This is a genomic window from Phenylobacterium sp. (assembly GCF_037189685.1).
Lineage (GTDB): Bacteria > Pseudomonadota > Alphaproteobacteria > Caulobacterales > Caulobacteraceae > Phenylobacterium.
Genome location: NZ_JBBCIT010000010.1, coordinates 188,540 through 205,822, shown reverse-complemented (window position 1 = coordinate 205,822; position 17,283 = coordinate 188,540). Strand labels below are relative to the sequence as shown.

The 17,283-nt window shown below is 70.6% G+C and carries 18 protein-coding genes and 1 pseudogene; 10 read left to right on the top strand and 9 right to left on the bottom strand.

Annotation, left to right across the window (positions count from 1 at the left end; all coding sequences use genetic code 11):
- Positions 1–9: 9 nt before the first annotated feature.
- Genes WG212_RS07065 through WG212_RS07045 form a run of 5 tightly spaced genes read left to right on the top strand, consistent with a single transcriptional unit; the run spans position 10 to position 5,322 of the window.
- Positions 10–954, top strand: a complete 945-nt coding sequence (locus WG212_RS07065) for a dihydrodipicolinate synthase family protein (RefSeq protein ID WP_337186375.1) — start codon at positions 10–12, stop codon at positions 952–954.
- 2 nt (positions 955–956) lie between these two features.
- On the top strand, positions 957–1,646 hold the full coding sequence (locus tag WG212_RS07060) for an SDR family oxidoreductase (RefSeq protein ID WP_337186374.1): 690 nt from the start codon (positions 957–959) through the stop codon (positions 1,644–1,646).
- On the top strand, positions 1,643–2,845 hold the full coding sequence (locus WG212_RS07055) for a mandelate racemase/muconate lactonizing enzyme family protein (protein WP_337186373.1): 1,203 nt from the start codon (positions 1,643–1,645) through the stop codon (positions 2,843–2,845). The genes WG212_RS07060 and WG212_RS07055 overlap by 4 nt, the downstream gene beginning before the upstream one ends.
- Before the next feature lie 42 nt (positions 2,846–2,887).
- Positions 2,888–4,288: a sodium:solute symporter family protein gene (locus WG212_RS07050; protein ID WP_337186372.1), complete on the top strand. Its 1,401-nt coding sequence runs from the start codon at positions 2,888–2,890 to the stop codon at positions 4,286–4,288.
- The gene (locus WG212_RS07045; protein WP_337186371.1) at positions 4,285–5,322 is read left to right on the top strand and encodes an alpha/beta hydrolase; all 1,038 of its coding nucleotides are present in this window, start codon (positions 4,285–4,287) and stop codon (positions 5,320–5,322) included. Before WG212_RS07050 ends, WG212_RS07045 begins: the two co-directional genes overlap by 4 nt.
- On the opposite strand, the gene WG212_RS07040 is transcribed toward WG212_RS07045, so the two are convergent.
- The 6 genes from WG212_RS07040 to WG212_RS07015 are packed head-to-tail and all read right to left on the bottom strand — an operon-like array spanning position 5,303 to position 11,886.
- Positions 5,303–5,824, bottom strand: coding sequence for a DUF6306 domain-containing protein (locus WG212_RS07040; protein ID WP_337186370.1), 522 nt, complete (start codon positions 5,822–5,824; stop codon positions 5,303–5,305). The genes WG212_RS07045 and WG212_RS07040 overlap by 20 nt on opposite strands.
- Complete coding sequence (locus WG212_RS07035; RefSeq protein ID WP_337186369.1) at positions 5,821–6,468, bottom strand: superoxide dismutase; 648 nt, start codon at positions 6,466–6,468, stop codon at positions 5,821–5,823. The genes WG212_RS07040 and WG212_RS07035 overlap by 4 nt, the downstream gene beginning before the upstream one ends.
- Before the next feature lie 12 nt (positions 6,469–6,480).
- Positions 6,481–7,695, bottom strand: coding sequence for a cystathionine gamma-synthase (gene metB, locus WG212_RS07030; protein WP_337186368.1), 1,215 nt, complete (start codon positions 7,693–7,695; stop codon positions 6,481–6,483).
- Complete coding sequence (locus tag WG212_RS07025; protein ID WP_337186367.1) at positions 7,692–8,324, bottom strand: peroxiredoxin; 633 nt, start codon at positions 8,322–8,324, stop codon at positions 7,692–7,694. The genes metB and WG212_RS07025 overlap by 4 nt, the downstream gene beginning before the upstream one ends.
- A gap of 26 nt (positions 8,325–8,350) precedes the next feature.
- The gene (gene cysI / locus WG212_RS07020) at positions 8,351–10,069 is read right to left on the bottom strand and encodes an assimilatory sulfite reductase (NADPH) hemoprotein subunit (protein WP_337186366.1); all 1,719 of its coding nucleotides are present in this window, start codon (positions 10,067–10,069) and stop codon (positions 8,351–8,353) included.
- Positions 10,069–11,886, bottom strand: coding sequence for an assimilatory sulfite reductase (NADPH) flavoprotein subunit (locus tag WG212_RS07015; RefSeq protein WP_337186365.1), 1,818 nt, complete (start codon positions 11,884–11,886; stop codon positions 10,069–10,071). Before WG212_RS07015 ends, cysI begins: the two co-directional genes overlap by 1 nt.
- Positions 11,887–12,023: 137 nt before the next feature.
- On the opposite strand from WG212_RS07015, the gene WG212_RS07010 reads away from it, so the two are divergent.
- The gene (locus tag WG212_RS07010; RefSeq protein WP_337186364.1) at positions 12,024–12,917 is read left to right on the top strand and encodes a LysR family transcriptional regulator; all 894 of its coding nucleotides are present in this window, start codon (positions 12,024–12,026) and stop codon (positions 12,915–12,917) included.
- 18 nt (positions 12,918–12,935) lie between these two features.
- Here the strand turns inward: WG212_RS07010 and WG212_RS07005 are convergent, their stop codons facing one another.
- A complete protein-coding gene (locus WG212_RS07005; RefSeq protein ID WP_337186363.1) occupies positions 12,936–13,205 on the bottom strand; it encodes a hypothetical protein in 270 nt (89 codons plus the stop codon).
- Between the two features lie 168 nt (positions 13,206–13,373).
- Between WG212_RS07005 and WG212_RS07000 the strand changes: the two genes are divergently transcribed.
- Positions 13,374–13,727: a DUF488 family protein gene (locus tag WG212_RS07000; RefSeq protein WP_337186362.1), complete on the top strand. Its 354-nt coding sequence runs from the start codon at positions 13,374–13,376 to the stop codon at positions 13,725–13,727.
- A gap of 8 nt (positions 13,728–13,735) precedes the next feature.
- Here the strand turns inward: WG212_RS07000 and WG212_RS06995 are convergent, their stop codons facing one another.
- Together WG212_RS06995 and ctaD are read right to left on the bottom strand one after the other, a co-directional pair.
- Positions 13,736–14,212: an Rrf2 family transcriptional regulator gene (locus WG212_RS06995; RefSeq protein WP_337186361.1), complete on the bottom strand. Its 477-nt coding sequence runs from the start codon at positions 14,210–14,212 to the stop codon at positions 13,736–13,738.
- A gap of 67 nt (positions 14,213–14,279) precedes the next feature.
- Positions 14,280–15,947: a cytochrome c oxidase subunit I gene (ctaD, locus tag WG212_RS06990; protein ID WP_337186360.1), complete on the bottom strand. Its 1,668-nt coding sequence runs from the start codon at positions 15,945–15,947 to the stop codon at positions 14,280–14,282.
- A 175-nt stretch (positions 15,948–16,122) separates the two neighbouring features.
- Here ctaD and WG212_RS06985 point away from each other — a divergent pair, with 175 nt between their 5' ends.
- The 3 genes and pseudogenes from WG212_RS06985 to WG212_RS06975 form a co-directional block, all read left to right on the top strand.
- Complete coding sequence (locus WG212_RS06985; protein ID WP_337186359.1) at positions 16,123–16,569, top strand: group III truncated hemoglobin; 447 nt, start codon at positions 16,123–16,125, stop codon at positions 16,567–16,569.
- A gap of 11 nt (positions 16,570–16,580) precedes the next feature.
- The gene (locus tag WG212_RS06980) at positions 16,581–16,877 is read left to right on the top strand and encodes a DUF1971 domain-containing protein (protein ID WP_337186358.1); all 297 of its coding nucleotides are present in this window, start codon (positions 16,581–16,583) and stop codon (positions 16,875–16,877) included.
- 175 nt (positions 16,878–17,052) lie between these two features.
- Positions 17,053–17,169: pseudogene (locus tag WG212_RS06975) on the top strand (L-serine ammonia-lyase, iron-sulfur-dependent, subunit alpha); the annotation flags it as partial.
- Between the last annotated feature and the right edge of the window lie 114 nt (positions 17,170–17,283).

Below are 17,283 nucleotides of genomic sequence, written 5' to 3'. Positions count from 1 at the left end.
ACCGATCCCGTGCCGCATTCGCTCGACCTCAAGGGACTGATCCCCGCGATCGCCGTCCCGTTCAATGAAGATTTCAGCATCGATGCGGCAGGGCTCACCCGTTTCGCGCGCTGGCTGGCCGGCCAGCGCGGCATCAAGGCGCTGATGACCAACGGCCATACCGGCGAGGTCTTCTCGCTGACCCCGGCCGAGCGCACGGAAGTCACCCGCATCACCGCCCAGGCCGTGGATGGCCGTGTGCCCGTGATCTCCTCGATCGTCTGTGAAGGCATCCTCGACGCCGCCGAGCAGGCCAGGGCCGCCAAGGCGGCCGGCGCCTCGGCGCTCGACATCATGCCGCCGCACCACTGGCTGCGCTTCGGCTTCCGCCCGCAGCACGTGCTCGACTACTTCAACGCCATCGGCGACGCCTGCGGCCTGCCCCTGGTGGTTCACGTCTACCCGGCCTGGACGAAGGCCTCGTTCTCGTCCGAGCTGCTGGCCGACCTGGCCCGCCTCGACCACGTGCACGCCTTCAAGATCGGCACGCGCGAGATGAACAAGTACGCCCGCGACCTGAAGGCCATCCGCGCCGCCGCGCCCGACAAGGCGCTGCTGACCTGCCACGACGAATACCTGCTGGCCTCGATGGTCCAGGGCGTGGACGGGGCGCTGGTGGGCTTCGCCTCGCTGATCCCCGGCCTGATCATGGACCTGCTGGACGCGGTGGCGGCCGGCGACCTGAAGCGCGCGATGCAGATCCAGGGCGTCATCGATCCGCTGAAGCAGTCGGTCTATGGCGACGGGGAGCCGACCGGCGAGGCCCACGCCTGCATGAAGGCCGCCATGGCCGCCGCCGGCATCTTCGACCGCGGCACGGTGCGTCCGCCCACCATCGCCCCGTCGCCCGAGGAACTGGCGCGCATCAAGGCCGCCGTCGAGGGCGCCGGCCTGTCGCAGCGCCCCGCCGCCTGACCATGGCGCCCGCGTCCACCCCACCGACCGTCCTGGTGACGGGCAGCCGCTCGGGCATTGGCGCGGCCATCGCGCGGCGGCTGGCCGCCGCCGGCTGGTCGGTGATCGGCGTGGACCTGGGCGTCGACGATGCCGCGACCCACTTCGCCGGACAGAAGACTGCCGACCTCACCGATCCGGCCGTCGTCGCGGCGCTGCTGGCCGACCTGCCGCCCGTGCAAGGCCTGGTCCATGCGGCGGGGTTCATGCGTACGGGTCGGCTGGACGAGCTGGACCCGGCGGACGGCGAGGCGATGTGGGCCGTCCACGTCCAGGCGTTGACGCGCCTGGGCCAGGCGCTGCTGCCGGCCATGCCGGCGGGCGGCCGCCTTGTCGCCATCGGCAGCCGGACCAGCGGGGGCGCGGCGGGCAAGAGCCAGTACGCCGCCTGCAAGGCCGCCGTCGTCGCGCTGGTCCGCTCGTGGGCCATCGAGCTCGCGCCGCGCGGGATCACCTGCAACGTTGTGGCTCCCGCCGCGACCGCCACGCCCATGCTCACCCGGGGCGACCGCACCGTCGCCCCCGTCACCCCGCCCATCGGGCGGTTCATCGAACCCGACGAGATCGCGGCCTATGTCGCCTTCCTGCTCTCGCCCGACGCCGCGGCGATCACCGGGCAGGAGCTTCTCGTCTGCGGAGGAGCTTCCCTGTGACCGTGATCCTGAAGGCCGGCGTGTCGGTCGACGCGCCGCGCATCGTCGACATCGTCGAGGTGACCAAGCCGATCGCCTCCCCGATCCGCAACGCCTACATCGACTTCTCGAAGATGACCGCCAGCCTGGTGGCGGTGGTGACCAACGTGGTCCGCGATGGCCGCCGCGTCGTCGGCTATGGCTTCAACTCCAACGGCCGCTACGGGCAGGGCGGCCTGATCCGCGAGCGGTTCGCCGACCGGCTGCGTGAGGCCGATCCCGCCTCGTTGCTGGACGAGACGGGCGAGAACCTCGATCCACACCGCGTCTGGCGCGCCCTGATGACCAACGAGAAGCCGGGCGGTCACGGCGAGCGCTCGGTCGCGGTCGGAACGATCGACATGGCCGTCTGGGACGCGGTGGCGAAGATCGCCGGCAAGCCGCTGTTCCGCCTGCTGGCCGAGCGCAGCGGGCGCGAGGCGAACCCACGGGTCTTCGTCTATGCCGCCGGCGGCTACTACTATCCGGGCAAGGACGACGACGCGCTGCGCGCCGAGATGCGCAGCTACATCGACCGCGGCTACAACGTCGTGAAGATGAAGATCGGCGGCGAGAGCCTGGCTGTCGACCGCCGCCGCATCGAGTCGGTGCTGGCCGAGATCGGAGCCGACGCCCGGCTCGCCGTCGACGCCAACGGCCGTTTCGACACGCTCACCGCCATCGCGTACGCCAAGGCGCTGCGGGAGTATCCCCTGTTCTGGTACGAGGAGGCGGGCGACCCGCTGGACTATCAGCTCCAGGCGGCGCTGGCGGAGTTCTACCCGGGCCCGATGGCCACCGGCGAGAACCTGTTCAGCCACCAGGACGCCCGCAACCTGATCCGCTACGGCGGCATGCGCCCCGACCGCGACTTCCTGCAGTTCGACTGCGCGCTGTCGTACGGCCTGGTCGAGTACATGCGGACGCTGGAGGTGCTGGACGCCGCCGGCTGGTCGCCCTCGCGCTGCATCCCGCACGGCGGTCACCAGATGTCGCTGAACATCGCCGCCGGCCTCGGGCTGGGCGGCAACGAGAGCTACCCCGACCTCTTCCAGCCGTACGGCGGGTTCCCCGACGGGGTGAAGGTCGAGGCCAGCCACATCGTCATGCCCGACCTTCCCGGCATCGGGTTCGAGGGCAAGTCCGACCTCATCCGCGTCATGCGCGAGCTGGCGGAATAATCGCAACACGACCCCGGCGCACGGCCGGGGCGAGGAGGAAACATGGGCGGAGAGCTTCTTCGCGAGACAGTGATCGTGGGGGCGGTCGTCGTCTACATCGTGGCGACGAGCATCCTGGCGTTCGTCCTGCGCAGCCGCACCACCGACCAGTTCATGGTTGGCTCGAAGGCCCTGCCGGCGGTGGTCATCGGCGTCCTGCTGATGAGCGAGTTCATTGGCGCCAAGTCGACCGTCGGCACCGCCCAGGAAGCCTTCGAGAAGGGCATGGCGGCCGGATGGTCCGTGCACGCCGCCGCCATCGGCTTCCTGCTCCTGGCCCTGCTGTTCGCGCGCAAGGTCTACACGTCGCAGCAGCACACCATCTCGGGGCTCGTCGAGCAGCGCTACGGGAACGGCGCGCGCATCGTGGTGTCGATCATCATGATCTACGCGCTCCTGCTGGTGAACGTCGGCAACTACATGAGCGGCGCCGCGGCGCTCACCACCGCGATCCACATCCCGATCACGGTCTCGATGTTTGTCATCGCCGCCTTCAGCGCCATCTACTACGTGTTCGGCGGGCTCAAGAGCATCGCCTACGTCACCATCCTCCACAGCGTCGTGAAGCTGGCCGGGATCGCCATCCTGGTCGCCGTGGCCGCCATGCTGACGGGGGGGCTCGAACCGATGCAGGCGAGCCTGCCGCAGTCCTACTTCACGGTCGACGGGGAGGTGGGCGCGAACAGGATCTTCGCCTGGATCGTAGGCACAGTCGGCGCGATCTTCTCGACCCAGTACATCATCCAGGCCATCGCCTCGAACAGGAACGAGGGCGCGGCCCGCACCTCCGTCCTCATCGCCGCGGCGCTCTGCCTGCCGCTGGGCTTCGCGCTGGGCTTCGTGGGCGTCGCGGCCCGCTACCTCTATCCCGACATGGAGAGCCTCTACGCCCTGCCGATCTTCATCGAGAAGATGTCGCCGAGCCTGGCGGCCGTGGTGACGGTGTCGCTGGTGGCCTCGGTGCTGGTGAGCGTGAGCACCGTGGCGCTGGCCACCACGGCGCTGGTCATGCGCGACTTCTACGTCCCCTGGCGCAAGCCGGACGGGGACCAGGAGCTCAAGGCCACGCGCTGGGTGGCGCTGGGCGTGGGGCTCGTGCCGCTGCTCTGCGTGTTCTTCATGCCGCATATCCTGGAACTGTCGTTCTTCACCCGGGCGCTGCGGCTCTCGATCGCCATCGTGGCCTGCCTCGGCGTCTACCTTCCGTGGCTCGGGTCGCCGCGCACAGCTGTCGCCTCACTGATCGCCAGCGGCGTGGCGACCACCGGCTGGTACCTGGCCGGCAACCCCTACGGCATCGACAACATGTACGTGGCCGCCGTCGTCCCGGCGCTGGTGCTGTTCGTCGACCGGCTGATCCCCGGCTCGCGCGGCACCGGCAAGATGCAGGAGGCCGGTCGATGAGCCGCCATCTCGTCCTGACCCTGGGGCTGAGCCTGGCCGTCGCGCCGACCGCCTACGGCGCTCCGGTCCCGGTCACGCCCGACGGGACCACAAGCATCCCGGCGCTGGACATCCCCAGTACGCCGCTGATGAGCCGTGAGGGCAACGAGTCCCGCGTCGAGCACATCCTGACCGAGCGCGGCCTGTCCGGCCGTCCGATCGGCGACTTCAACGCCGCCCTGTTCGGCCCGCGCCTGGAGCGCACCAAGGCGGCCTATCCGGTGAAGATCCGCGACGCGACGATAGGCGGCGTGCCGGTGCGCATCTACGAGCCTCCGGGCGGCGCGCCCAAGGCGCCGGTGCTGATCAATGTGCATGGCGGCGGTTTCGTGGGCTGCTTCACCGAGTGCGGTGGTCTGGAGTCGATCCCGGTCGCCGCGCTCACCGGCCTGCGGGTCATCAGCATCGATTATCGGCTCGCGCCCAAGGCCCAGTTCCCCGAGGCCAGCCAGGATGTCGAGGCGGTCTACCGCGAGGTGCTGAAGACGACGCCGGCGCGGCGCATCGGTCTCTACGGCTGCTCGGCCGGCGGCCTCCTGACGGCGCAGTCGCTGGCCTGGTTCCAGAAGCAGGGGCTGCCCGCGCCGGCGGCGGCCGGCGTGTTCTGCGCCGGCGGTGACGCCTCGATGGGCGGGGACTCGCGCATCCTCGGCATGCTGCTGGGCGACGGCGAGGTTCCCGCCGGCGGTCCGGGCGGCGGCGGGCCACGCCTCGGCTATATGCGCTCTGCGGCGGCTAGCGAGCCGACCGCCTATCCAGCGTCGGACGCCACGACACTCAAAACCTTCCCGCCCACGCTGGTGATCGTAGGGACCCGGGACTTCGCGCTCAGCAGCGCCGTGAACCTGCACAGCAAGCTGGTCGCCCAGGGCGTCGACGCCCGCCTGCACGTCTGGGAGGGCGGCCGCCATGCCTTCTTCTATGACGCGCGCGTGCCGGAGGCGCGCGAGGCCTACGCGGTGATGGCGCAGTTCTTCAACGAGCGCTTGAAATAGGGTCTGCTGAACCCCCGCGGCGCCGGGCGAGGGTGCGTTCGGTGAGTTCGATGTTCTCGACGTGGGCGTCCAGCATCGCCTTCAGCTCGGCGTGGAGCGTGTCGTCGCGGACCTTGGGCAGGAGCGCCTCCAGCTTGCGGACCACCCAGCCCTGGCCGCGGTTGAGGAGGGCGAGCCGGGCCTCCAGCCCATCGATCGCCATGACCTTGCCGTAGAAGTCGCCGACCTTGAGGGACGGCTTCGCGCCCAGGCGGCGCAGGGCCTGGGCCAGCATCCGGCACCAGCGGGCCTCGTCGTCGCGAACCGTGCGCGCCAGGGCCAGGGCGTCCGGGTCGGGCGCCGCCTCCACGAGGCCGACGCCCACCTTCGCGCCGGCGCGCTCGGCCTCCAGCAGCTCGGAGAGCGCCTGCACGAGCTCGTCCCGGTCATGGTAGCCCATGTAGCTGTCGCTCGCCTCGGCCGCGAAGCAGACCGGGGAGCTGGGGGGATTGGGCCTGGTCATGACGCTGACGCCAGCGTCGGCGCCGGATAGCGCCAGCCCGCGGCGCCGGTGGCCGCAGCCTCGAACTGGGCCGCGACGAACGCCCAGTCGATGCAGTGGTCCCACCAGGCCGAGAGGAAGGCGGCCCGGTCGTTGCTGTGGTCCAGGTAGTAGGCGTGCTCCCAGACGTCGCAGACCAGGAGCGGAGTCGCGCCCGCCGCGGTGAGGGGCGTCGCGGCGTCGTGGGTCGAGACGACCGAGAGCGCGCCGCCCTTCGCCAGCAGCCAGACCCACCCCGAGCCGAAGCGCCCGGCGCCCTCGGCGATGAAGGCGTCGCGCAGGCCGGCCAGGCTCCCGAAGGCCTGGTCGATCGCCTCGGCGAGGCCGCCTTCGGGTCGGGAGCCGCCGGGACGCATGCACATCCAGAAGAAGCCGTGGTTCCAGGCCTGGGCGGCGTTGTTGAAGAGTTTCCGATCGTTCGCGCGATCGGCCTCGACCACGATCTCCTCGAGGGTTTCGGGGCGGTCCCCTCGCGCCGCCAGCAGTTCGTTGGCCACCTGGACGTAGCGCGCATGGTGCTTGCCGTGGTGGGTCCTGAGCGTCGCCTCGGAGATGACCGGGCTCAGGGCGGCGTATCCGTAGGGCAGGGGAGGAAGGGTGAGCATGCGGGCCCCTTGCTAGTGGACGTGAAGCTCTGCGCCCGGCCGCGGAACGCCGGCGAGCGCCTGGCCCAGGCCGGCGTCGAGGTCGGCCAGGAGGTCGTCCTCGGCCTCCAGCCCGACGGAGAGGCGCAGGAGGCCGCCGGTGATGCCCGCGGCGGCGCGGGCCGCGGGGCTCATGCCGGCGTGGGTCATGGTCTCGGGATGGGCGATCAGGCTCTCCACCCCGCCCAGCGACTCGGCGAGGGTGAAGACGCGAAGCGCGCCCGCGAAGGCGCGGACCGCCTCCAGGCCGCCGGCGAGCTCGAAGCTCAGCATGGCGCCGAAGCCCCGCTGCTGGCGGGCGGCGAGCTGGTGCTGCGGATGGCCCGGCAGGCCCGGGTAGTGGACCGCCCTGACCGCGGGATGGCCGAGGAGGAACGCCGCCAGGGCGCCGGCGGTCCGCTGCTGGCGCTCGATGCGCGGGAACAGCGTCCGGAGGCCGCGGAGGGTCATATAGGCGTCGAAGGGCGCGCCGCCGACGCCGGTCGTGTTGGCCCAGGCCGCCAGCGCCTCGGCCTCGGCGCGATCGGCCGCGACCACCGCGCCGCCGACCACGTCGGAATGGCCGTTGATGTACTTGGTCGTGGAGTGGACGACGAAATCGGCGCCCAGCGCGATCGGCTGCTGCAGCGCCGGCGAGAGGAAGGTGTTGTCGACCGCCACCTGGACCCCGGCGGCCCTGGCCTGGCCGGCGAGGCTGGCGATGTCGACCACGCGCATCAGGGGATTGCTGGGGGTCTCGATGAACAGGAGGCTGGGCGCATCCTCCAGGGCCAACGCCACCGCGACCTCGTCGGTCTGGTCGATGAAGACCACGCTGAACTGGCGGCGCGCCGCCCGGGCCGCCAGGAGCCGGTAGGTTCCCCAGTAGCAGTCGTGAGGCGCCACGACGAGATCGTCGGGGCCGAGGCGCGCGAGCACGAGGTCGATGGCCGCCATGCCGCTGGACGTCACGACGGCGCCGGCGCCGCCCTCCAGCCTGGCCAGGGTCTCGGCGAGCATGTCGCGGCTGGGATTGGAGCTGCGGGTGTAGGCGTGGGGACCCTCGCGCTCCACGCCTTCGAAGGCGAAGGTGCTGGACAGGTAGAGCGGCGGGGCGACCGCGCCGAACGCCGCATCGGCGGCGACGCCGTTCGCCGCGGCGACGGTTTCGGGGCGCTGGGCGGGCGGCCTGGCCGCGGAGCGGGTCATGACGGCAGCCGCACGACCCGCAGGTAGGGCTTCTGGGTCTCCCAACCTTGCGGGAAGCGGGCCCGCGCGTCCTCGTCCGACAGGCTCGGGACGATGATCACCGGATCGCCCTGGCGCCAGTTGACCGGGGTGGCGACCTTCTCGTTGTCGGTGAGCTGCAGGCTGTCGATGGTCCGCAGGATCTCCGCGAAGTTGCGCCCGGCGCTGGGCGGATAGGTGAGGACCAGGCGGATCTTCCTGTTCGGATCGACGACGTAGACGGCGCGGACCGTCAGGGTCGGATCGCTCTCGGGGTGGATCATGCCGTACAGGGTGGCGACCTTCCGGTCGGCGTCGGCGAGGATCGGATAGTTGACCCTGTGGCCCTGGGTCTCGGCGATGTCGCCGGCCCAGGCGGCGTGGGAGTCGAGCGGGTCGACCGACAGCGCGATCGGCTTGACGCCCCGCCTGTCCCACTCGGGCTTCAGCCGCGCGACCTCACCCAGTTCGGTCGTGCACACGGGCGTGAAGTCCTTCGGATGGCTGAAGAGGACGCCCCAGGACGCGCCCAGCCACTCGTGGAAGCGGATGCGGCCTTCGGTGCTGTCCTGTTCGAAGTCGGGGGCGGTCTGGCCCAGTTGCAGCGACATGTTCGGTCTCCTGTGTCCTTCGGCCCTCAAGCGTCGAGGTCGCGCCCGGCGCGGACGACGAAATCGCCGAAGCGTTCGCCCTCCAGGCGTTCGCGGGCGTAGCGGGCGATGACGGTGTCGAGGCGGGCCAGGATCGCGGCCTCGCCGACGTTCTCCAGGTCCATCCTGTTGAGGCGCTGGCCGTGGAAGCCGCCGCCCAGGTAGAGGTTGTACTTCCCGGGCGCGCGGCCGGTCAGGGCGATCTCGGCGACATAGGGGCGCGAGCAGCCGTTGGGGCAGCCGCTGACGCGCAGGGTGATCGGCTCCTCGATCAGGCCGTGTCTTTCGAGGATGGCTTCGATCTTCGGCGCCAGGCTCGGCAGGTAGCGCTCGGCCTCGGCCATGGCGAGGCCGCAGGTCGGCAGGGCGACGCAGGCGATGGCGTTGCGCCGCAGCCCGCTTCCCGCGTTCAGCTCGCTGAGCCCGAACCCCTCCAGCAGGCCCTCGATCAGCTGGCGGTCGCGCGCGGCGACGTTGGCGATGACGAGGTTCTGGTTGGGCGTCAGGCGGAAGCCGCCCGGGTGGGCGCGGGCGATCTCGCGCAGCCCGTCGAGGAGGGGGCGGCCGGGCCGGTTGTCGATGCGGCCGGCTTCGAGGAAGAGGGTGTGGTGATGGCGGCCGTCCTCGCCCCGGCGCCAGCCGAGGACGTCGCCGTTGGTGGTGAACTCGAACGGCCGGGCGGGCTCGAAGGCGAAGCCCTGCACGGCCTCGATCTCGCGGACGATCCAGTCCAGGCCCTTGTCGTCGATGGTGTACTTGAAGCGCGCGCGGGCGCGGTCGCGCCGGTCGCCGTATTCCCGCTGGACGGCCATCACCGCGTCGCTGGCCGCCAGGACCCTGTCCTTGGGCACGAAGCCGATGACGTCGGCCAGGCGCGGATAGGTGGCCGGGGCCTGGTCGGTGCGGCCCATGCCGCCGCCGATCGCGACGTTGAACCCCTCCAGCCCGTCGGGGCCGGCGACGGCGATGAAGCCGAGGTCCTGGGTGTAGACGTCGATGTCGTTGACCGGCGGGATGACGAAACCGATCTTGAACTTCCGCGGCATGTAGGTGCGGCCGTAGAAGGGCTCCTCCGGGCCGGACGCCGCCACCCGCGTCTCGCCGTACCAGATCTCGTGATAAGCCCGCATGCGGGGGATGGCGTGGTCGCTGGCCTGGCGGGCGATGGCATAGACCTCGGCGTGCAGGGCCGAGAGGTGGGGATCGACCGAGCACATCACCCCGCGCGCGTCGTCGCCGCAGGCCGAGATGGTGTCCAGGAGCACGGTGTGCAGCTTCTGGATCAGCGGGCGGAGGCTGTCCTTCAGCACCCAGTGGAACTGGAAGGTCTGGCGGGTCGTGATCCGCAGGGTCCCGCGGCCGTGCTCCCGGGCCAGGGCGTCGAGGGTGAGCCACTGCTCCGAGGTGCAGACGCCGCCCGGCAGGCGCACCCGCGCCATGAACTGGTAGGCGGGCTCCAGCTTCTGGCGGCGACGCTCGTCGCGCAGGTCGCGGTCGTCCTGCTGATAGACGCCCTGGAACTTCATCAGCTTGGTGTCGCGGTCGCTGACCGCGCCGGTGATGCGGTCGAGCAGGCTGAGCGCGATGGTCCCGCGAAGCTGGTCGCTGTCGGCCTTGAGCGTCTCGTCGGGGCCGAGGGCGTCGAGCGGCTGGGAGAGGTCGCGGCTGCGGTCGGTCGGCGCGTGGGGGGTGAGGGTCGAGCTCATCAGTAGACGTCCCGCTGATAGCGATGCTCGCGGGCGAGGCCGCGAAGCCGCTCCTCGGCGTCCTCGCGGCTCAGGCGGCCCTGCTCGACGAGGATCGTGGCCAGGGCCTCGTGGACGTCGGGCGCCAGGCGCGCCGCATCCCCGCAGACGTAGACGCAGGCGCCGTCCTCGATCCAGGCGTACACCTCGGCGGCGTGCTCCAGGAGCCGGTGCTGGACGTAGAGCTTCCGGTCCCCGTCGCGGGAGAAGGCGACGTCCATGCGCGTCAGCGCCTGGTCCCGCAGCAGCGCCTGCCATTCGGTCTGGTAGAGGAAGTCGGTGCGGAAGTTGCGTTCGCCGAGCACCAGCCACGACCGGCCGGGGGTGCCCTGCGCCTCGCGGTGCTGCATGAAGGCGCGGAAGGGCGCGACGCCCGTTCCGGCGCCGATCATGAGGATCGGCCGCTCGGGCTCGGGAAGCCGGAAGTGGGGGTTCGGCTGGATGTAGGCCGGCAGGGTCGCGTCCTCGCCCAGCCGGTCGGCGATGTGCCCGGACGCCACCCCGGATCGCGGGGTCCCGTGCAGGGCGAAGCGGACCGTGGACACCGTCAGGTGGGCTTCGTCCTCCGCGACGAGAGGGCTGGAGGCGATCGAGTACAGCCGCGGCTGCAAGGGGCGAAGGCCCGCCAGCAGGGTGACGGGCGCGACGCCGGGCGCGGGGAAGGCGCGGACGATGTCGATGACCTGGTGGCCGCGCAGGAAAGCGCTGCGCGCCTCCCGCCCGTCGTCGCCCAGGAGCGCCTTCAGCCCGGCCGCGCCCGTGACCTGGGCCCATTGCTCCAGGAAGCGCGGGGTGGCGGCGGTGACCTCGTAGGCGCTTTCCAGGGCCTCCCCGAGGGGCAGGTCGCCGCCCTTGAGGGACACCGGGGCCTCCGGCGACAGGGCGACGGCGTCGAGCAGCGCGGCGACGACGGCGGGGTCGTTGCGGGCGTGCAGCCCCAGGGCGTCGCCCGGCTCGAACGTCAGGCCCGAGCCTTCCAGCGACAGTTCGAGATGGCGCGTCTCCTTGCTGGATCCGCGCCCCGTCAGCACCAGGTTGTCGATGACCGCCGCCGGGAAGGGCCGCTTCCTGTCGAAGGCCGTGGGCTCGGGGCGGGCGGCGAGGGCGGCCGGCGCCGTGGGCGCGGGCGTCGCCGGGCCGGCGGCGAAATGGGAGAGCACGCGGCCCATCCAGGCCGCGGCGGGCTCCTCGTAGTCGACGTCGCAGTCCGCCCGGGGCTCGAAGCGCCGGGCGCCCAGCTCTTCGAGGCGGCGGTCCAGGCGCCGCCCGGCCTCGCAGAAGCGCTCGTAGGTGGAATCGCCCAGCGCCAGGACGGAGAAGCGCGCCTGTTCGAGGCGAGGCGCCTTCCGGCTCTCCAGGAACTCGAAGAAGTCGGCGGCCGCCTGCGGCGGATCCCCCTCGCCGTGGGTGCTGGAGATCAGCAGGAGGTCCTGCTCGTCCTTCAACTGGCGAACCTTGTAGGCGCCCATGTCGAAGAGGCGGACCGGCAGGCCCTGGTCCTCGGCCCGGCGCGCGAGGGTCGCCGCGAGATCCTGGCTGGCCCCGGTCTCGCTTCCGAACAGGATGGTGAGGGTGCGCGCCGCCGCCTGTGGAGGCGCTGCCGGTTCGGGCGCCTGGGGCGTGGCCGCCGCGACGCGGCCGCGGGTGCCTTCGTCGAAGCCTGCGAAGTACCCGCTCACCCACGAGAGCTGGGAGGACGAGAGGCTGACCGCCAGGCTGCGGATGAGCCGCCACTGCTCCTCGCTCAGGCCGGGGCCGGGGAATTCCGCCAAGGTCATCGTTACGCGTCATGTCCTCGCGCTCGACCCCGTGGCTTCGCGGGCGAGCTTTAAGGCATGCAATCTGCGGCCGGATGACACAGCAAACAAACGAATGGTATTGTCCGTTAAAAGCAAAAGAGTTGCGCTATCTGGCCATGGACATCAGCCTCGCCCGGACGTTCCTGGAGGTCGTCGCCACCGGCAGCTTCGTCGGCGCGGCGGATCGCCTCCACCTGACCCAGACGGCGATCAGCGCACGGATCCGGCTGCTCGAGGAGCAGGTCGGGCGCCGCCTGTTCGTCCGCAACCGCGCCGGCGCGCGCCTCACGCCCGCGGGCGAGCGGTTCCAGCACTACGCCACGACCCTGGTGCAGGTGTGGGAGCGTGCGCGCCAGCAGATCGCGCTGCCGCCCGGCCGGGCCCATCTGGTCGGGCTGGGGGGAGAGTTCAGCCTTTGGAGCCCGCTGCTGGTCGACTGGATGCTGTGGATGCGCGAGCACCAGCCGGACGTCGCGCTCCGGACCGAGGTGGACACCGCGGAGAACCTGCTGCGTCGGGTGCAGGAAGGCTCGCTCGACGTGGCGGTGCTCTACAGCCCGCCGCAGCGGCCCGAGCTGGTGCTGGAACTGCTGGTCGAAGAGAAGCTCGTGCTGGTCACGACGGCCGACGACGGGGAGGTCCGGCCGGAGGACTACATCTTCGTGGACTGGGGCGAGCCGTTCACGACCAGCCACGCGACGGCCTTTCCGCACCTCGTCAACGCCGGGGTGTCGATCTCGCTCGGGCCGCTGGCGCTGAGCTATATGCTGGCGGTCGGCGGCGCCGGCTACTTCCGGTCGTCCGTCGTCCAGCCCTACATCGACGGCGGGCAGCTTCGCCGCGTCGGGCGCGCGCCGGAGTTCGCCTATTCGATCTACGCCGTCTATTCGACCCGCAGCGCCGCCGAGGACATCCAGGCCGTGCGCGAGAGCCTGCGGCTGTGCGCGAAGCGAAGCCATTCCGGCGGTCCGCCCGCGGCACCGGGCGCTCCGACGGGCCTTCGCGCGTAGGCCCGACGCCTGACTCTCTCAGTCGGCGTGGAACGGCTCGCCGATCAGGGCATATCCGTCCTCGCGCAGGGCGCGGGCGACCTCATCGGGATCGAACCCCGACCGCAGCTCGCCGACGAGAAGGTCCAGGACGCGGACGAAGGTCCATTCGTCCTCGGCGCCCAGGGAGTGGCGCGGGATGTTGCCGCCGGTCGGATCGACGGAGAGGGCGCAGAGGCGCCGGCTCGAGGCCCGGAACATGAAGACCCGGGCCGGCCCGGCCTGCGCCGCGCCTGGCTCCTGCGGCACGACCGGCTCCTGCGGCACGTCATGGCGACGGCGGCTTGGGACAGGGGAGGCGTGGCCCATGGCGTTGATCCTCTGCTGGCCGGGGAATATTGAGGGCCTCGATAATCGCACTCCAACGAATGCTATTGCCTTTTGAGATCAAAAATTTGTTTCAAGGGAGGCTCGCGCATGATCCAGGCCACGTTCCACATCAAGCGCGCCTACGACCCGCCGGACCCGGCGGACGGCGTGCGCGTGCTGGTCGATCGACTCTGGCCCCGCGGCCTGCGCAAGGCGGACTCCGCGATCGACCTCTGGCTGCGCGACGTCGCCCCGACCGCCGCGCTGCGGCGCTGGTTCGGGCATCGTCCCGACCGCTGGGCGGAGTTCCGGAAACGCTACGCCGCCGAGCTGGCGGAAAATCCCGCCGTCGGGACGCTGCGCAGCCTCGAGGCGCACGACGTGACCTTGCTCTACGCGGCCAGGGACGAGGTCCACAACCACGCCCGCGTCCTGCTCGAGCATCTGGAGGCCGGAGGTTAGGGCGCGCCTCAGGCCCGCTGCGGAGCCCGGCCGACGGAAAGGGGCGCGCGCCCGCCCTCGCCGAGCAGGGTGTTCAGGATGTCGCGGTTCTCGGTCAGGTCGGCGAGCGTGAACCCGTCCAGCACGTCGAAGAAGGCGTTCGAAGCCTGCTGGAGCGCGCGCTTCAGCTTGCAGGCGGGCGAGATGGCGCAATAGCCGGCGGCCGCGTCGATGCAGGGGGCCACCGCGGTGGTCCGCTCGGTGCGTCGCACGACCTCGCCCAGGACGATGTCCTGCGCCGGGCGCGCCAGCCGGATCCCGCCCTGCTGGCCCCGCACGGTCTCGATGTAGCCGGCCACGCCCAGCTCGTAGACCACCTTCATCACGTGGTTGCGCGAGATGCCGTAGGCGCCGGCGATCTCCCCGATCGTGGAGAGCCGGCCCTGGCGCAGCGCCGCATACATCATCACGCGCAGGGCGTAGTCGGTGTAGACGGTCAGCCGCATTCGTGTCCTGCCCTCGCGAGGCCGGCTCGCCCAGGCCGTCTCCCGGGCAGCCTATCACGGCCGCCGCTCAAGGGCCGCGCCGGTCGTCCGTCACCACCGGCAGCTCGTTGAACTGGTGGAACGGCGGCGGCGAGGGGAGGGTCCATTCCAGCGTCGTCGCGCCCTCGCCCCAGGGGTTGGCCACGCCGCGCCGGCGGCGAACGAAGGCCTCGACCAGCAGCAGCAGGAAGACCCCCATGCTCACCGCCATGACCACGTAGCCGAGGGACGAGACCTTGTTCCAGGTGGCGAAGGCCTCCGGATAGTCGGCGATGCGCCGCGGCATGCCCTGCAGGCCCAGGAAATGCTGCGGGAAGAAGATGATGTTCGTGCCGATGAAGAAGAGCCAGAAATGGGTCGCACCCAGCGCCTCGTTGTACTTCAGGCCCGTGATCTTCTCGAACCAGTAGTAGAAGCCGGCGAAGATGCTGAAGACGGCGCCCAGGGACAGCACGTAGTGGAAGTGGGCCACCACGTAGTAGGTGTCGTGGAAGCTCAGGTCGAGGGCCGCGCTGGCCAGGACCACCCCGGTCACGCCACCCACCACGAAGACGAAGATGAAGCCGATGGCCCACAGCATCGGCGTCCTGAAATCGATCGAGCCACCCCACATGGTGGCGATCCAGGAGAACACCTTGATGCCGGTCGGCACGGCGATGACCATCGAGGCGGCGGAGAAATAGGCGGCGAGGGCCAGCGTCATGCCGACGGTGAACATGTGGTGCGCCCAGACCACCGAGCCCAGGAAGCCGATCGCCGCCATGGCCGCGACCATGCCCAGGTAGCCGAACACCGGCTTGCGCGAGAAGGTCGCCACGACGTGGCTGATGATGCCGAACCCCGGCAGGATCATGATGTAGACCTCGGGGTGGCCGAAGAACCAGAACAGGTGCTGGTACATGACCGGGTCGCCGCCGCCGGCCGCATCGAAGAAGTGCGTGTTGAAGTTGCGGTCGGTGAGCATCATCGTGATCGCCCCCGCCAGCACCGGCAGCGTGAGCAGCAGCAGGAAGGCGGTGATCAGCACCGACCAGGCGAACAGCGGCATGCGGCCCAGCGTCATGCCGGGCGCGCGCATGTTGAAGATGGTGGTGATGAAGTTGATGGCGCCCAGGATCGAGCTGGCCCCCGCAAGGTGGATCGAGAGGATCACCAGGTCCACCGAGGGGCCGGTGTGGCCGCTGGTCGAGAGCGGCGGATAGAGGGTCCAGCCCGTGCCGGCGCCGCGCCCCGGTCCGCCGTCGACGAACATCGACAGGATCAACAGGCTGAAGGCGGCCACCAGCAGCCAGAACGAGATGTTGTTCATCCGCGGGAAGGCCATGTCGGGCGCGCCGATCATCAGCGGCGTGAAGTAGTTGCCGAACGCGCCCATCTGGGCCGGCATCACGGTGAAGAAGACCATGACCAGCGCATGCGCGGTGACGGCCACGTTGAAGCCGTGCTTGCCCTCGAAGAGGCCGAGCTGGGCCAGCCACGAGCCCTCGCCGAACACCTGCAGCCCGGGCTCGTAGAGCTCCCACCGCATCAGGCCGGAAAGCGCGCCGCCGACCAGCCCCGCGACGATGGCGAAGATGAGGTAGAGGACCCCGATGTCCTTGTGGTTGGTCGAGAAGAACCATCGGACGGCGAAGGGCGGGGCTGCGCCGTGATGCGGATCCTGTCCGGCCTGTGTCGTCTGCGTCGTCGTGTCCATCGCTTCAGCCCCTCGGCGTCGGCGGCGGAGCCTATCGGATCGCGAAGACAAACCAGTATGAAAGATATTGTTTTGAAAGCGCAGGAGATTTGCACCTTCTCAATTGCTGGCGGCGTGGCTTGGACGAAACAAGTATGCTAAATACTTCTTCAATCTCCTTCCCAGCGAGGGCTCCGTGGACAGAGTGCAGGCATCCGACTCCCGCATCGGCCCGGGCGTGGCGGCGGGCGTCACCGAAGACATGATCCATGAGGTGGTGCACGGCTTCTACGCCCAGGTGCGAAAGGACCCGGCGCTGGCGCCGGTCTTCAACCGGGTCATCCCCGAGGCGGCGTGGCCGGCCCACCTGGCCAAGATGTGCGACTTCTGGTCGTCGGTGCTGCTGATGACCGGGCGGTTCAAGGGCGCGCCGATGGCGGCCCACGCGCGCATCGCCGACATCCGCCCGACCCACTTCGCGCGCTGGCTGCACCTCTTCCGGCAGACCGTCGAGGCGCTGTGCCCGCCGCCCGCGGCGGCGCTGTTCGTCGCCCGGTCCGAGATGATCGCGCAGAGCCTGCAACTGGGCATCGCGGCCAGCCGGGGCGGGCTTCCGCCGGCCGGCGAGCGCCGTCGCGCCTAGGCGGGGCGGAGATGGAGCTTCCGACGACGGCGCGGCCCTACCGCCGGACGGACGTGTTCACCGAGAGCACGGTCCCGGCGGGCCTGCTCAAGGCCCACACGACCAAGGCGGGGGCCTGGGCGCTCATCCACGTCCTCGAAGGGCGCCTCGCCTACCGGATCGTCGATCCCCGACGGCCGGCGTCGGAAACGACCCTGACGCCCGGGACCCCGCCCGGGGTCGTGGAGCCGACGATCCTGCACGAGGTGGAGCCGCTCGGCCCGGTGCGGTTCTACGTCGAGTTCCACCGGCTGGAGGAACCTGGCTGACCAACGCCTCCGCGCGCTTCGGCGCCATGACGTATGAGCGCCGGCTCAGGCGTTGGACCTGGCCGCGTGGCTTGCGAGCGACGATGCCCGGGCGCGGCGTAGCGGCTGTCTCCCGCCAGCCCCTCGATGATGGCTCTGTCCTGAGCCGTCATCGGCGGTCCATGGGACGGTTCCGTCACGAATTGCGATGGATCACAATCCTGGTCTGACCTGTGTTCCGATCGCGGGCCTCGTCCAAGTCCCCTGTATCGAGCGCAACGCGATGCGCGCCCGAGCGGCGAACGCCCCCCGGGGCCGCCTCGCAGCTCCTACAGAGCTGGATGCTGATCCTCGCGGTTCCCGCAGCGGGCGCCGGATGGGCGCCGGCGTGCTGACGCCAGCTCTCCACCCAGTCGGGCTCGCGGCG

Coding starts and splice junctions, on each gene's coding strand:
- WG212_RS07060 (WP_337186374.1), top strand. CDS start 957: ATGGCGCCCGCGTCCACCCCACCGACCGTCCTGGTGACGGGCAGCCGC.
- WG212_RS07050 (WP_337186372.1), top strand. CDS start 2,888: ATGGGCGGAGAGCTTCTTCGCGAGACAGTGATCGTGGGGGCGGTCGTC.
- WG212_RS07045 (WP_337186371.1), top strand. CDS start 4,285: ATGAGCCGCCATCTCGTCCTGACCCTGGGGCTGAGCCTGGCCGTCGCG.
- WG212_RS07040 (WP_337186370.1), bottom strand. CDS start 5,824: ATGACCAGGCCCAATCCCCCCAGCTCCCCGGTCTGCTTCGCGGCCGAG.
- WG212_RS07035 (WP_337186369.1), bottom strand. CDS start 6,468: ATGCTCACCCTTCCTCCCCTGCCCTACGGATACGCCGCCCTGAGCCCG.
- metB (WP_337186368.1), bottom strand. CDS start 7,695: ATGACCCGCTCCGCGGCCAGGCCGCCCGCCCAGCGCCCCGAAACCGTC.
- WG212_RS07025 (WP_337186367.1), bottom strand. CDS start 8,324: ATGTCGCTGCAACTGGGCCAGACCGCCCCCGACTTCGAACAGGACAGC.
- cysI (WP_337186366.1), bottom strand. CDS start 10,069: ATGAGCTCGACCCTCACCCCCCACGCGCCGACCGACCGCAGCCGCGAC.
- WG212_RS07015 (WP_337186365.1), bottom strand. CDS start 11,886: ATGACCTTGGCGGAATTCCCCGGCCCCGGCCTGAGCGAGGAGCAGTGG.
- WG212_RS07010 (WP_337186364.1), top strand. CDS start 12,024: ATGGACATCAGCCTCGCCCGGACGTTCCTGGAGGTCGTCGCCACCGGC.
- WG212_RS07000 (WP_337186362.1), top strand. CDS start 13,374: ATGATCCAGGCCACGTTCCACATCAAGCGCGCCTACGACCCGCCGGAC.
- WG212_RS06995 (WP_337186361.1), bottom strand. CDS start 14,212: ATGCGGCTGACCGTCTACACCGACTACGCCCTGCGCGTGATGATGTAT.
- ctaD (WP_337186360.1), bottom strand. CDS start 15,947: ATGGACACGACGACGCAGACGACACAGGCCGGACAGGATCCGCATCAC.
- WG212_RS06980 (WP_337186358.1), top strand. CDS start 16,581: ATGGAGCTTCCGACGACGGCGCGGCCCTACCGCCGGACGGACGTGTTC.